Below are 13,863 nucleotides of genomic sequence, written 5' to 3' on the forward strand. Positions count from 1 at the left end.
TGATTTCTACCTTGATAATTAAATGTTAGTATTTATTCGATTCATTAAGTTTGCTAATCATATTTGTATTGACAAGGAATGCTCCGAATGGATTACCAAAACGTCATTCCAAATGACGGTTCAGGAACGGAACGAGTTATTTTCAGCATTGGATAAAATTGTTTACGACCCTGCAGGTGGTGATACTTATATTCATGCCATACGAAATGCAATGATCACTCATTTGCCACACAGAATAAGCGCTGCGTTAAGTCAGCAAAAAGCCTCCATCAAACCAAGACCGTATCTTATTTTAAAAAACGTACCCGTAGATAAAGAAGTGTTTTTCTCTCCTTGCCCCAATCAATATACACCATCGGCTAAATCTGGAAACATCAGTGAAAACCTTTTGGCCGGTATATCTTCGTTAATTGGCGAACCCTATTCGATGTATTCCGAGGGAAAAGAACTGATCAATAATTTGATCCCAAAACGCGAAGCCAAAAAAGAATATACCGGTCTGGGATTTGACGTCGAACTGGACTTCCATATTGAAAACGCGGCCCTGAAACACCTGGAGCAGTTCAACGTTTCACCGATGGGCCTGCTGCTGGCTGGCGTGCGTCGCGATCCGCAAAGCCCAATGACGCGCATTTCCGATTCGCGCCTGCCCATCGCGCAGCTAGGCCGCGAGGATATCGAAACGCTGGCCAGTCCACTGTACCGTATTAAACTACCGTACCGCTGGCGCCAATCCACGCAGGTCGGACGCGAAGAGACCGAACTGGTGCCTCTGATTTCGCAAAACCGCGTGTTACCGTTTGTCAGCGCCGTCTTTTATCCCGGTATGATTGCGGCCAGCACGCCGCGAGCGGAAGCCGCATTGGAACGTTTCCATGGTCTGGTGAAAAAAAATGCCATCGAAATAAATATTTGCCCAGGTGATTTGGTTTATATCGATAATCGTTTTGCGCTGCACTCGCGCGATAAATTTATACCTTCTTTCGATGAAAAAGACACGCCGTTACGTTGGATACAGCGTGTCTTCGTTTCAGCAAGCTTATGGAATCACCGTAACCTCAATCAGGTTCAGGAACGTATTTTTTCGATTTAAGGTCATAATTTATGCTAAACGTTTTCCTTTCTATACTACCTATTTTTTTGTTGATCGTTTTGGGATATTTGTCGAGAATATATATTAAGGATGTCGCCATATTTTGGGGGTTTTCAGATAAATTTGTTTATTATCTGTTTTTCCCGGCGCTATTAATATTGGACATCAGTGAGGCGGATTTCAGCGGTGCGAACAACTTTTACCCGGTGATGGCGACCATTATTTCCACACTGGTTATCGCGTTGATTATTTTCGTCGGAAAATTGTTCTTCAATACCACGCCAGATTTGTTTACCTCTATTTTTCAAGGGGGAATCAGATACAACTCTTATGTGTTCATCGCATTGTCACAATCATTGTTCGGTAGCGAGGGCGTAGCGCTTTCTGGCTTCTTTGTAGCGTATATGATCATTTTGACCAACATTATGAGTGTGTTGGTGATGAACCATTATGGTACCGGAAGCAAGAAAAGCCTCAGTGGTGCGCTGCTGGCACTGACGAAGAACCCGCTGATAATCGGTGCATTGCTGGGCGTACTGATGAACCTGTGCAACCTGCACATCACCGGTGCGATTAAGCAGCTAGTCGTGTATCTGTCCAACGCCGCGACACCGCTGAGCCTGATGTCAGTCGGCGCGGGGCTTATCGTCAGCATGCATATCCGCAAGCTGGTTTCCATCTCCTACGCGACCATACTTAAATTGGTAGCCATGCCGTTGATTACCATCGCGCTGGTTAACTATTTTGGTGCTACCGGAGTGTCAGCCAGCATCGCCATTCTCTACTCCGCAGTGCCTTGCGCGGGTAACGCCTATATTCTGGCGCGCCAGATGGGGGGGGATCACGAAGCAATGGCTTCTATCATTACCTGGACGACGCTGTTGTCAGTCATCACCGTCACGTTTATTCTGGGCAGCGTGGCGTTTTGACGCTCATGCCGGGCTGGCAATGCCTGGCCCGGCAGGGTCAGTTTGCCAGCCTTTCACGTTACTGATCTTTGCGACAGTGTCCGCTAACGATTGGTGCAGGGAAAATACCAGTAGTATAAATTAATCACGTTCTGAAAGTTTATTTTTGCTATTTGCATGGTCCATTATTGGACCGTTTTTAATCTTGTTTTTATTATCCTCTGTTTTATTATGATAGGTAATAACGACTTGCTTAAATTAAAAAAACAAGGTCGCTGCCCCGTGTCGAAAATATTGCTGTATGAGCCGAGGATGCTTGTGCGTTCCCTGGCTCAGCATCTTATTGATGGTAGATCGCGACCACTCTGGTTACATCAGGTATCCACCCCGTATATTGAGGACATTCGCAATTCAGTCAATAAGGATATGTGCGTGCTCGTGGGTGTCGGCGGCGTAGGGCCGAATTTTTCTGAGGTTCTTCGGCTTTTTCGCTATTTGAAAATAATGAAGATAAACACGATTGCGTGGATACCTTCTGGCTATCTCTACTTATCAAGGTTATTGAATGCGGTTGGCGTAAATGAGATTTTAATCGAAGATGATTTACCCAATGCGCTGATGGTTACCTTGCAAAAGATGACCACACATGGCGATACGGCAATTAAGCGTCGACGTGTGCCCGATTTATCACAAATGGAACTGGATATTTTATTGCAATTTTCGGCGGGACTATCAGCAAAAGATATCTCCATTGAGCGGGGGTGCTGTTATAAAACGGTGTTCTCCTGGAAACACAATATTTACACTATCCTGGAGATTAAAACACCGGATCAGTGGTTAACGATGCTGGCTGAAATGGCTCAGATCTCAACGCTCTATCAACAACGGTGATCTTTCTATGTATAGCTATTATGTTCACTATTCGTCACCGCGAAACATCTGGTCCGAGGCGTTAAGTCTGGGATTCGATCATCTTGCCGCCAGCAATCCGGGGTGGTGCTGGTCAGTCCTGCCATCTGACGGCGAAAGTACGCCGCCGAACCTGTCGGTTCTCGATCTGACGGCTGAACTGGATATCGATATTTCCGCGTTACCCGGGAGCCAGGGCCGGTTACTGGTGCTGGTACGCGCGACGCAAAAGCGCGTGATCACGGCGCTTCTGACGCAAAGCCGTTGTTCGCTGCTGTGCGTCGACGATCACCAGTTTGAGATCAAAGACATTGTTGACTGCAGCCATCGACACAAGCGGTTTTTAAGTCCTTTTGTTCGGAGTCTCAAAGAGGGACAGGCGCCGAAAACGTCGCCCGTATCGCTCACCGAGACGGAATCTAAAATCCTGGCATTTATTCGCGATGGGAAAAGCGGGGTGGAAATATCCCGTTCGCTGTTTCGCAGTCAAAAAACAATTAGCTCACATAAGCGCAATATTATGCGAAAATTTGGCGTGAGTGATGACCTGGCGCTAAAGCGGAAACTGCAGGTGCAGGAAATGGCTATATAGCCGTTAGCCAGTCAGATCATTTATAAAGGCAGTAGAGGTGACTCTGCTGCCTTTATGCTTATTGGCTCATGGCCTTTTTAGCTTGTGACTTCGCATTGTTACATGCCGACGGGTTTTTCGCGCAGGCATCTTTAGCTGCTTGCGCTTCCTTTTTCGCCTGCGATTTCGCATTTGCGCACTGCGTTGGGTTGCTCTGGCATGCCGCTTTTGCATTAGCGACGGCCTGGCCATTCGCGGCGTTCGCCATCCCACAAACCATAAATGTGCATGCAGCAACTAACAGTGTGACTTTTTTCATTTCGCGATCCCGATGATTGTTTTTTAAAAAGTAAGCATTGACAGGGAATATAATCCTGCGACGGGAGAATAATAAATTGATCAGAGGAAGTCGCGGGTAAATTATTAAGCAGGCGTAAATGGCTGCGGGTAATTATTTATTCATTGGTGAATGTAAATATTTTCGCCAGCACTTTAACGATACCACCTGACCTTTCCAAAGAAAGGTCAGGTGGCTCAGTTCAGCTTATTTTTTGCACCTTTGCCGGAAGCCCCTGGCGTACGGAGGCGCCGGTGACCCAGTCAAGCCAGGTACCTGCAACCGTCCGGGTCGGGTCCTGAAAACCGAGATCGTTGATATTGATGCCCGAGGCAATCTGCGGCTGCCAGGCGAGCGGTTCACCGTCCAGCCAGTGCTGGCGCGCGCCCATTTCTTTATGCCCGTACCCGTGCTCGACGGCGATAACGCCGGGCATCACGCCCATCAGCAGGCTTATCTGGGCTTCGACGCTGCCGCCGGGCGTGGTTATCTTCACCTTATCGCCGTGGCGGAGGTGCAAACGCGCGCCGTCGACCGGGTTCATGGCGACCAGATTCGACGGTTTAACGTGGTGCAGCCGTTCGATCATGGTGGTGGAGCTGCTCATCAGGTTCGATTTAAACGACATCAGCTGCATCGGCCAGTCGGCTGGCGGATACACCTCGTCAACCGCGCGTCCGTCGGATAACCGCGGCGGATACCATTTCGGACAGCCGCTATAGCGTTCGCCGGTCATGGCATAACGATGCACGGCCACCTCGCTGTTCCAGATTTGCAGCGGCGTCGCCCAGGCGGCGCCCACTGTGCCATCCTGACGTCCGGAGGCTTCCGGCGCGAACCGTCCGCCGCGACTGTAAAGGAACGCGACCCGGAGGAATTCTTCGCGCTTTAGCGTGTTGGCGATTTCAGGCCAGATATGGTCGACGCCAGAGAGCGCTATCTCCTGTGGACTGGCCTCCGGCAGCGGTTTTTTCCCGGCAAAAGCAATGTTCGCCGCCATCCGCAGATAGTAGTCTTCCGCCCGGTTTAACGGCAGCGGCTTGCCCTGGCTGTCAGTGAGCCCCTCGTCGCCGAAACCCGGCAACTGCAGGCGTTTTGCCACGGCGATGCAGAATGCTTCCATCGATATCGCTTCGCCGTTGGCTGTTCTGGACGTCGCCGGGGCGACAATGGGCCAGCGGGCGGTGGTGGTTTTACTGGCGACGCCCGCCCACGGGGCGGTAAACCCCCAGCTCTCAAAGTTGTGCGTATCCGGGATCAGATAATCCGCAAGCGCGGTGGTTTCGTTCATAAACGCGTCGATCGCGATGAACAGCGGCAGGCGCTGCGGGTCTTTCAGCCGCTCCCCGATCAGCTGGCTCAGCCCGGGGACGCCGTACAGCGGGTTGGTCATATTCGAAATCCACGCCTTCAGCGGATAGGGATACCCGTCCAGCGCCGAGGGCAGCAGCTCCGTTAACTGCCCGGCGACGAACGGATACCACGGCGCTTTCGCGGGCCATGGGGAGCGGCCGCTGGCTTGTTTCTGGCGGAATTCCTCTGAGGTTTCATAGGCTGTTTTGCTGCGGGCGATGCTCAACCCTTTGGGCGCGACTTTACCGGGGAACTGCGTCATGTTGTAGCAGGGGCCGTCGGTCAGGCCGTTGAACTTCCCGCCGCCGACAAAAACACCGCCTTCCAGACTCAGGTTACCCAGCAGCACGTTGAGCATCATTACCGACCAGGCGTTGTAGAAGCCGTTACCGGACATCATCCCGCCGTGGGCGATGGCGGCGGCTTTGCGTCCGTGGGCGGTGAACGCCTGCGCCAGCGAGATAATCTGCGTTTGCGCGATGCCGCAGTGGGCGCTGTATTGCGCGTAGGTTAAGGCTTGCGCCGACTCTTTCAGACACTGAAAGCTGCTTTTCACTGTCACCGATGAACCATCTTTCAGCGTCAGCGGGCGGTTAACCTCCAGCACGGCCTGATCGCACTGGCTGGCCGGAACGATATCGCCGTGGCTATCGACAACCAGCGCGTCGTCCGTATCGCTGGGCATGTCCGCGAGATGCGCGGTTTTCAGGTGTTGTCCCGCCAGCGGGTGGTCGTCATCGGTGATGACCAGCCAACTGGCGTTGGTCCAGCTTTTCTCGCCGAGGCGCTGCATCGCCTGTGGGTGCGGGATACGCAGATAGCTTTCCTGATAGCGGCGGTTTTCGATTATCCAGCGGATCATCGCCATCGTCAGCGCCGAATCGGTGCCAGGCTTCACCGCAAGCCAGTGGCCGCGATCGTCCGCCATCACGGTGGTGAGCGGAAGCGCTGGGGCGACCACCACATAGTTGAAGCTTTCCCGCAGCCTTGCGCTGGCGAGCTGTCGCGCCTGGCGCTTGAACGGGTTGCCCGACTGCGCGGGCGAGGTGCCGATGAACAGCGCAAATTCAACGTGTTCCCAGTCGGGCTTAACGTGAGGGTTCTTATCCAAATCGCCAAGCGTGGCGCCGGAACCCGCACGCCACGCCAGGCCGCAATACGCGCCGTGGGCGCCGAAGTTTTTTGAGCCGAAGCTGTTGAGCGCAAAGCGACGCAGAAAACTGTCGCGTCCCTCGTCGCTGGTGTTGGTCACCAGCAGCTGGTTGGCCTTCGGACCAAACGCCGGGTGCGCCGGGTCGATCGGCGTTTGCAGGTCGCGAATGGCGCGCAGACCGTCCACATGCCCCTCGCCAAACAGATCGCCGCCTTCCACCACCTCGTTAATCAGCTGTTCAAAGCTGATGCGCTGCCATTTGCCTTCACCGCGTTTTCCCGCTCGTTTCATCGGCGTCAGGATGCGGTAGGGGCTGTAGAGGCTTTCAAGCAGCGTCGCGCCCCGGGCGCAAGCCGTCGAGCGGGACTCCAGACCGCTTTCGCCGGCGAGTTTCTCCATGGCCTGAGTAAACGGCAGGGCGGCGTCAAACGGGTGTTCATGGGAGAGCGGATGCCAGGGATTACCAGCGATGCGCAGCACCGTATTGGTTTTACGATCCACCCGTACCCGCAGACCGCACTGAGTCCAGCAACCAAAACACTGTGTCATCGACAGGCTCTGATCGGGATTGGCGCGCCAGGGACCCTGGGCGGTAGCCTCGGGGGGAAGCGCGTTGCCGAAAATACGGTCGCGGGTGATTTTCCCGGAGGTGCCGTTCACCAGACCCTCGACCGCACGTTTAGCGATATCGCGATAGCTCAGCCCGAAAGCGGCAAAGCCGCCTGCGGCCAGACCAATTTTCAGCCACTGTCGACGGGATAATTTAGCCATGTTGTCGTCTCCTTGAGAGCCAGCTCAGGCCCTCGCGAACAATAATAATCAGGGCGAGCCACAGGCCGAAGGTGCCGACGATAGCCAGCAGGCCGTCGGTACCGGGCGGCAGGTGGTACGGATTTGCCAGCGCGTTATATTTAGGAATGGTCTGGCCGCCGATGAGAAAGGCCCAGCGCAGAAGCCAGCTAAGCCCCATGGCGCTGAGCGCCAGAAGCAGGGCGGTCGCGCTCCCAAACGGGCGGTAGCTGGTGTACAGCGCGCTGCCGGTCGCCAGCAACCACAACGCGACGGCCGTTATCATGTAAAAGCGCGCGTCGTTGCTCAATCGCCACCACTGGCGCAGGCTTTGCCCGGAGAGCGTATCGCCCGCCATCCATACCGTCATAATGACCGCCAGCAGCGCCAACGTGAGGATGTGGCTTCGTGCCAGCGTCCTGGCAAGGGCGGCATGCTGGCGCAGCAGCGCGGCGAGCATTGCCAGCAGCGCCTGCAGGGCGCTCATGAACATGGCTACCGGGAACCCGTAGCTAAACCACAGCGGGCGCGCCAGCACCACCGAGACTTCCCGCCCCGTGTAGAGCAGCAGGCCGATAGCGGTGAGCGATGCGCCTGCCGCGACTGCGCCGTTCAACGGCAGGCGTCTCCCGGTCAGGGCGTTGAGATGGAAGTCGGTGAACCACAGCCCCAGTAGCAGGGTAAACAGCGGTAAAAACAGCGCTCCCCACGGCATCCATGACCACGGCGTCGGCCAGGCGTAGAAGTGCCAGAAACGGGCGGTCTGGTGCAGATCCGCCGTCAGGGCCAGCGGCGCGGTGATGGCGCAGGTCAGGGCGATAAACAGGCACAGGCGCTGCAATTGCAGGCTGTCGCCACGCGGTATCCAGCGTGCGGCCGCCGCCAGCAGGGTGGCGCAGGCCGCGATGCCGATAAAGAAAAAGTACTGCACGGCCCAGGGCAGCCAGGTAATCGCCTGGGGTTGCGCCAGCACTTCGTCGATCATTATCCGTGTCATATTACCTCCTGCCAGAGCGCCGGTTGGGCATGTCCCTGTAGCGGCGTGACAAAGGCCTCGTCCAGACCCAGGTAAAACACCTGCGGCTGAGTGTTATTCTCCGGCTTGAGCACCTTTACCTCCGCGTGGTGTTGGGCCAGCATCCTGCTGATGGTGCTGGCCGGGTCTTTGAGGTCGCCGATCATTCTTGCGCCGCCGACGCAGGACTCCACGCAGGCGGGTAACAGCCCCGCCTCCAGTCGGTGCGCGCAAAAGGTGCATTTATCCGCCGTCTGGGTATCGTGGTTGATAAAACGCGCGTCGTACGGGCATGCCTGTACGCAGTAGGCGCAGCCGACGCAGCGGGTGTTGTCGATAACCACAATCCCGTCTTTGCGCTGGAAGGTGGCCTGCACCGGACACACCGGTACGCACGGCGGCGAATCGCAGTGGTTGCACAGGCGGGGCAGCAGCACGTTGGTCACCTCGTCGCGCCCGCTCAGTCTGACCTGATACTGGTTGACGGTGGTGCGAAACGCGCCCTGCGGCGTCTGGTTTTCGATGGCGCAGCTGACGGTGCAGGACTGGCAGCCGATACAGCGGCGCAGGTCGATAAGCATCGCATAGCGATGTTGCTCCGACCCTTCCCGGCGTTCAGGCCGCAGGGAAATTGACGCTTGCGCGAGGGGGACCAGCGATGCGCCAGCGGTAATCACGCCCAGCTGTTGTAAAAATTGTCGTTTACTGATGTCCATGGGACCTCCGCTGCGTTCGCGGTTAAGAGAAAAGTGAAACATGGCAACGCATAATCAAACGCTATGATTTACAGTGTAAAAATTCTCTTTGGTCACCCTCTATTGTGGTTAACCACATATACGGACGGGGATTGATCTAAAACAAATGCCGAGGTTTCATGTCTGATATGAATGCGTCATGAAAAACATCATCCTGCTGACGCTCTGTTTACTCCTCTCTCCCGCGCTGATGGCGGCGCAGTGGACGATCGGCGTTCTGGCGCTACGCGGTGATGCTGTCACAAAAATGCAGTGGCAGCCGCTGGTGGAGACGCTCAATCGCGCCGTACCTGGCGAGCATTTTCAGCTACAGCCGCTCGACCTTGCGGGGATGCGTGAGGCGGTCAACCAGCAACGTATCCAGTTCGTCCTCACCAATCCGGCGCAGTTTGTGCAGCTCAACAGCAACTACCATCTGCGCTGGCTGGCGTCGCTGCGCGGGACACGCGAGGGCGAAGAGACCAGCAAAGCCACCGGCAGCGTGATTCTGGTGCGCCGCGACAGCGCGATCGCCACGCCGCACGATCTCATCGGCACCACGGTCGGGGCGGTGGACCCGCTGGCGTTCGGCGGCTATCTGCTGGGGTATAAGGCGCTGCATGACGCCGGGTTACGCCCCGGCGATGATTTTCGTCTGCGCTTTAGCGGGTTCCCGGCGGATGCTCTGATTTATCTGCTGCGCGAAGAGGCGATATCGGCGGCGATCGTCCCGCTGTGCCTGCTGGAAAGCATGGATAAAGAGGGGCTGGTGGATAAAAGGCGCTTTCGCGCGCTGCTGGCGCAACCCTCCCCGCAGCCTTGTCTGACCAGCACCGCGCTGTATCCTGACTGGTCCTTTGGCGCGCTGCCGGGGGTGAGCGACGCGGTGGCGGATGCCGTTACGCGGACTCTGCTTGTTCGTCATGCCGGGGATACTTACCGATGGGGCGCGCCGACCTCCACAAGCGAGGTGGAGTCGTTGCTACGGGAGCTGAACCAGCATCCGGAGCAGCAGCGGCTGGGGCTGACGATCAAAAGCTGGCTGATTCAGCATCAACTGGCGCTGGGCATTCTGCTGGCGCTCTTGCTGGTCGCCCTGGCCAACTATATCTGGGTGATGATTCTGGTTAACCGCCGCGGGCGGGCCTTAGAGAAGGCCAACGACGCGCTGCGCAGCCAGCAGCAGGCGCTGGAACAGGCGCAGCGTATGAGCCTGCTTGGGGAGATGGCGTCAGGTTTCGCCCACGAGCTTAACCAGCCGCTGTCGGCGATCCGCATGTACGCGCAGGGCTGTCTGCTGCGCTTGCCTGATAACGGGGAACCGCAGTCGGTGCGGGAGGCGATAGGCCTGATAGAAAAACAGGCCGAGCGCGGCGGCGCGATTATTCGCAACCTGCGCCAGTGGGCCACCAGTGAAAGCGGGGCGGATAACGGGCCGACGACATGGACGACCTCGGGCGTCATCGACACGCTGGAACGCGTCTGGGCGTTGCTGCGGATGACGCAGGTCCACCCGGGCGTATCGCTGAACATTGACGGCGACCGCGCGCTGACGGTCGCATTACCCCCGGTGTTGCTGGAGCAGGTGCTGGCGAATGTGATGCTGAACGCCGTACAGGCCGGAGCCACCTCGCTGTGGGTAACGCTGACTCGCGAGGAGGCGCATCTGGCGCTGACCCTGACGGATAATGCAGGCGGTATTACGCCTGCGCAGATGGCGGTGATTTTCCAGCCTTTTCGCAGCTCGCGTCAGGACGGTATGGGGCTGGGGCTGGTGATAAGCCAGCGCCTGCTGCGCAACATAAAAGGCGATATTCAGCTTGAAAACCAAGTAGCGCCAGATTCGCGGCAGGGATTGCGGGTCACGCTGGCGCTACCGCGACGACCGATGGAGGCGTGATGATTTATCTGGTGGACGATGACGAGGCGGTGACCGACGCGTGCCGTTTTTTACTGGCGGGAATGGGTTACGCGGTACAGTGCTGGAACGACAGCGGCGCGTTTCTTGCGCAGGCCGCGCTGGATCAGGAAGGGGTTGTACTGCTTGACATGCGCATGCCGCCGCCGGACGGGCATGCGGTCTTCGCGTATCTGCGCGGCGCGAGAAGTACGCTGGCGGTGGTATTTCTTACCGGCCACGGCGATGTACCGATGGCGGTCGGGGAGATGAAGCTGGGAGCGGTGGATTTTCTGCAAAAGCCGGTGGCGCAGGAACCGCTGAGCGCAGCCATCGAGCGGGGCTACCAGCACTCAAGACAGTTGGTGGATACCGCGCAAATAAGACAGCGCTATGCGTCGCTGACGGCAAAAGAAAAGCAGGTGGCGGCGCTGGTAGCGAGCGGGTCGATGAATAAAGATATTGCCGATAAGCTCAGCATTTCCCTGCGCACCGTTGAGGTGCATCGCGCCAGGGTGATGGAAAAAATGTCGGTGGTCAGCCTGGCTATGCTGGTGTCACAGATGGATAAATTACGGGACAATAGCGCGCATCAGGCTGACGGGGGCCGTTGCTAGAATGTTTTTCTGCTGAGTTTCTCCAGAATCTCCGCCGGTTTCGCACTGCCCAGAATAACCTGCGGCGGGTTATCCAGCACGATCATCGTCGGGGTGAGTTTAATGCCCAGGCGTTCGGCCAGCGCGGACTGTTGGACTATCTCGTCGGAACAGCTCGCGCTGGTGCCATTGCCCGGCAGAAAACCGGCCATCGCGGCCTGCAGGCTCTTTTTACGATCCGCTGAACACCATACGCGGCCCATATCCTCAATCACCGAGTCGCGAATGGACGGCGGGGCGACCGTCAGAAACGACATCGTCAACCCGGCGTCATTGTAGCGCGGGACATTCTTCACCACCTGCGAGCAGAAAGTGCACTGGTTATCAATAAACACGAGAACCTTGTGCTTTTCATTGGCCGCCGGGAAGGTGATGGGCGCGAGCCCGGGCAGCGTACGGTTGAGATCCTTAAATGCCTCGGCCGTACTGGCGTTAACGCTTGCCGGACCGGCGGCGGAAAAAACGCTAAAACTCATTGCCCACACCAGTGGCAGGGCCATCAATGTCACAGCTTTCACGGTATCCCTCGTTTAGCAAATCAGGCGTTGTTATCACCCGCAACGGTGGTCAATGTTAACACGACTGTCAGAAACACTTGAGCAACAACTTTCCCTGAATCAGCCAAATAAGCGGAGAAATGGAAGAACGGAGTAAGAGGGCGCCCCCACGCGGTTAAGACGTGAAGGCCGAAATATCCTGCGGTTTTGCAAATAAATACCCCTGAAAGGCGCTACAACCGGCGTCTTTCAGATAGTCAAATTGCGCGGTGGTTTCTACCCCTTCGGCGACCACCTGGAGATCCAGCGCGCTGGCGAGGGTCAGCATTGCGCTGACAATACCCTGGTCTTTCTTGCTGTGCGCCACTTCGCTAATAAATGTGCGATCAATTTTAATCCGTGTGATCGGCAGATTGCGCAGATAGTTCATCGACGAGTAGCCGGTACCGAAATCGTCAAGCGCGATGCCGACGCCGTGCGCCATCAGCCGACGAATTCCCTCCTGCAATGGACTGCCTTGCGCATTGAGGAAGATATTTTCCGTCACCTCAAGAATCAGCTTGTGCGGCGGAATGTGGGTACGCGAGAGAATATTGAGCACGTCATCAAAGAATGAGGGGGCGTTGAACTGTAGCGCGCTGACGTTAACGCTCAACGTCCACGCCGCTTTTTCCGCATCCTGCGTCCAGGCGGCGAGCTGTTTACAGCCCGTTTCCAGCGCCCACATCCCGATACTGCCAATCAGCCCTGCGCGTTCCGCCAGCGGGATAAATTGCGCCGGGGAAATCAGCCCGTGCTCAGCGGAGTGCCAGCGCGACAGGGCCTCCATACCGAGAATATTCTGCTGCGCGTCGACAATCGGTTGGTATTGCATATACATCTCGCCGCGCTCCAGCGCGCTGCGAAGCGAGATCTCCAGGGCGATGTTTTTACGGATAGCCTCATGCTGCGCCCGGTCCGTTTCGTAGAACACCAGCTGGTTTTTACCGTTGTTTTTGGCCTGGTACAGCGCCTGGTCGACCTGCACCAGCAGTTCATCCATGGTGATATGGTTGCCAAAAAAGATGCGTCCGCCGATGCTGCCTGAAATCGACAGTCTGCTCTGTTTACGGGAGGTGCTGTGCGCCGAGTCGGGCAAAAAGTAGGGCGCCGCCATCGCTTTCAGGATGCGTTTGCCGATTTTGGCCGCATTTTCGATGGCCGTGTCAGCGTTATCGCCGAGATCGGTGAGGATCATTAAAAACTCATCGCCGCCCATACGGGCGACGGTGTCGCGCTTACGGGTGCACTCTGCTAAACGTCGCGCCAGCTCAATCAGCAGTTTGTCGCCGTGCCCGTGGCCGAAATGATCGTTAAACCCTTTAAAACCATCGAGGTCGATGGACAACAGGGCGCAGAACTGCCCGTTCAGCGCGGAGTCGCGCTGCGCCTCCAGAAAACGTTCGGCAAACATGCGGCGGTTGAATAATCCGGTCAGATCGTCCTGACGACTCAGGCGCTGGGCTTCCTGCTCAACATGTTTGAGCTTGGTGATATCGGCGCGAATGGCAATGTATTTCTCGGGTTTCCCGTCATCCCCGACAAAAGGCACAATGGTGCTGTAGACCCAGTATATCGATCCATCTTTTGCGCGGTTGCAGACTTCGCCCTGCCAGATACGTCCGTGGGTGATCGTATTCCAGAACTCTTTAAAAAAGCGGGGCGGATGGTAGCCGGAGTTGATCAGTTTATGCGTATTGCCGCAAAGTTCGTCGCGCGAGTATTGCGAGATTTCACAGAAGCGATCGTTGACCTGAACAATCACCCCTTTCTGATTGGTGATAGCCACGATGGCATGGGCATTAAGCGCGGAAATATAGTCCGCAATGTCTTTTTCTGTAGCGTTCAACGGAGAATTACCTTTGAGTGCCAAAGAACAGGCTATTATCAGTCTTCATTAATGTCGGAGGAG

General features: G+C 56.2%; 12 protein-coding genes. 6 read left to right on the plus strand and 6 right to left on the minus strand.

Features of this window, described 5'->3' with window-relative positions:
- Positions 1-22: 22 nt before the first annotated feature.
- From JO226_RS14160 to JO226_RS14175, 4 genes are all read left to right on the plus strand, one after another.
- The gene (locus JO226_RS14160) at positions 23-1,093 is read left to right on the plus strand and encodes a TauD/TfdA family dioxygenase (RefSeq protein WP_293600078.1); all 1,071 of its coding nucleotides are present in this window, start codon (positions 23-25) and stop codon (positions 1,091-1,093) included.
- Between the two features lie 11 nt (positions 1,094-1,104).
- Entirely contained in the window at positions 1,105-2,022 is a 918-nt protein-coding gene (locus JO226_RS14165; RefSeq protein ID WP_293600079.1) for an AEC family transporter, read from the plus strand.
- 411 nt (positions 2,023-2,433) lie between these two features.
- Positions 2,434-2,892 carry a hypothetical protein gene (locus JO226_RS14170; protein ID WP_293600080.1) on the plus strand — a complete coding sequence of 153 codons (459 nt, stop codon included), beginning with the start codon at positions 2,434-2,436 and terminating at the stop codon, positions 2,890-2,892.
- Between the two features lie 7 nt (positions 2,893-2,899).
- Positions 2,900-3,502, plus strand: a complete 603-nt coding sequence (locus tag JO226_RS14175; protein ID WP_293600081.1) for a LuxR C-terminal-related transcriptional regulator — start codon at positions 2,900-2,902, stop codon at positions 3,500-3,502.
- 58 nt (positions 3,503-3,560) lie between these two features.
- On the opposite strand, the gene JO226_RS14180 is transcribed toward JO226_RS14175, so the two are convergent.
- The 4 genes from JO226_RS14180 to ttrB all read right to left on the minus strand — a co-directional run bounded on the left by JO226_RS14180 (position 3,561) and on the right by ttrB (position 8,844).
- Positions 3,561-3,800 (minus strand): late histone H1, encoded by a 240-nt coding sequence (locus tag JO226_RS14180; RefSeq protein ID WP_293600082.1) that lies wholly within the window; start codon positions 3,798-3,800, stop codon positions 3,561-3,563.
- 220 nt (positions 3,801-4,020) lie between these two features.
- Positions 4,021-7,095, minus strand: a complete 3,075-nt coding sequence (gene ttrA / locus JO226_RS14185; RefSeq protein ID WP_293600083.1) for a tetrathionate reductase subunit TtrA — start codon at positions 7,093-7,095, stop codon at positions 4,021-4,023.
- Complete coding sequence (gene ttrC, locus JO226_RS14190) at positions 7,088-8,110, minus strand: tetrathionate reductase subunit TtrC (RefSeq protein WP_293600084.1); 1,023 nt, start codon at positions 8,108-8,110, stop codon at positions 7,088-7,090. Before ttrC ends, ttrA begins: the two co-directional genes overlap by 8 nt.
- Complete coding sequence (gene ttrB, locus JO226_RS14195; RefSeq protein ID WP_293600085.1) at positions 8,107-8,844, minus strand: tetrathionate reductase subunit TtrB; 738 nt, start codon at positions 8,842-8,844, stop codon at positions 8,107-8,109. The genes ttrC and ttrB overlap by 4 nt, the downstream gene beginning before the upstream one ends.
- A gap of 178 nt (positions 8,845-9,022) precedes the next feature.
- Here ttrB and ttrS point away from each other — a divergent pair, with 178 nt between their 5' ends.
- Entirely contained in the window at positions 9,023-10,762 is a 1,740-nt protein-coding gene (gene ttrS / locus JO226_RS14200; RefSeq protein ID WP_293600086.1) for a tetrathionate respiration histidine kinase TtrS, read from the plus strand.
- Positions 10,762-11,376, plus strand: coding sequence for a tetrathionate respiration response regulator TtrR (ttrR, locus tag JO226_RS14205; protein WP_293600087.1), 615 nt, complete (start codon positions 10,762-10,764; stop codon positions 11,374-11,376). Before ttrS ends, ttrR begins: the two co-directional genes overlap by 1 nt.
- Here ttrR and JO226_RS14210 read toward each other — a convergent pair.
- Together JO226_RS14210 and JO226_RS14215 are read right to left on the minus strand one after the other, a co-directional pair.
- Complete coding sequence (locus JO226_RS14210) at positions 11,373-11,891, minus strand: thioredoxin fold domain-containing protein (RefSeq protein ID WP_293600088.1); 519 nt, start codon at positions 11,889-11,891, stop codon at positions 11,373-11,375. The genes ttrR and JO226_RS14210 overlap by 4 nt on opposite strands.
- A gap of 196 nt (positions 11,892-12,087) precedes the next feature.
- A complete protein-coding gene (locus JO226_RS14215) occupies positions 12,088-13,800 on the minus strand; it encodes a GGDEF and EAL domain-containing protein (protein WP_293600089.1) in 1,713 nt (570 codons plus the stop codon).
- Positions 13,801-13,863 lie beyond the last annotated feature (63 nt).

It is taken from the genome of Pluralibacter sp., assembly GCF_019237635.1.
Classification (GTDB): domain Bacteria; phylum Pseudomonadota; class Gammaproteobacteria; order Enterobacterales; family Enterobacteriaceae; genus Enterobacter_B.

What these genes read in the sequence shown, in the direction of transcription:
- JO226_RS14165 (WP_293600079.1), top strand. Translation starts at nt 1,105, where the DNA reads ATGCTAAACGTTTTCCTTTCTATACTACCTATTTTTTTGTTGATCGTT.
- ttrB (WP_293600085.1), bottom strand. Translation starts at nt 8,844, where the DNA reads ATGGACATCAGTAAACGACAATTTTTACAACAGCTGGGCGTGATTACC.
- ttrS (WP_293600086.1), top strand. Translation starts at nt 9,023, where the DNA reads ATGAAAAACATCATCCTGCTGACGCTCTGTTTACTCCTCTCTCCCGCG.
- ttrA (WP_293600083.1), bottom strand. Translation starts at nt 7,095, where the DNA reads ATGGCTAAATTATCCCGTCGACAGTGGCTGAAAATTGGTCTGGCCGCA.
- JO226_RS14175 (WP_293600081.1), top strand. Translation starts at nt 2,900, where the DNA reads ATGTATAGCTATTATGTTCACTATTCGTCACCGCGAAACATCTGGTCC.
- JO226_RS14160 (WP_293600078.1), top strand. Translation starts at nt 23, where the DNA reads ATGTTAGTATTTATTCGATTCATTAAGTTTGCTAATCATATTTGTATT.
- ttrR (WP_293600087.1), top strand. Translation starts at nt 10,762, where the DNA reads ATGATTTATCTGGTGGACGATGACGAGGCGGTGACCGACGCGTGCCGT.
- JO226_RS14210 (WP_293600088.1), bottom strand. Translation starts at nt 11,891, where the DNA reads ATGAGTTTTAGCGTTTTTTCCGCCGCCGGTCCGGCAAGCGTTAACGCC.
- ttrC (WP_293600084.1), bottom strand. Translation starts at nt 8,110, where the DNA reads ATGACACGGATAATGATCGACGAAGTGCTGGCGCAACCCCAGGCGATT.
- JO226_RS14180 (WP_293600082.1), bottom strand. Translation starts at nt 3,800, where the DNA reads ATGAAAAAAGTCACACTGTTAGTTGCTGCATGCACATTTATGGTTTGT.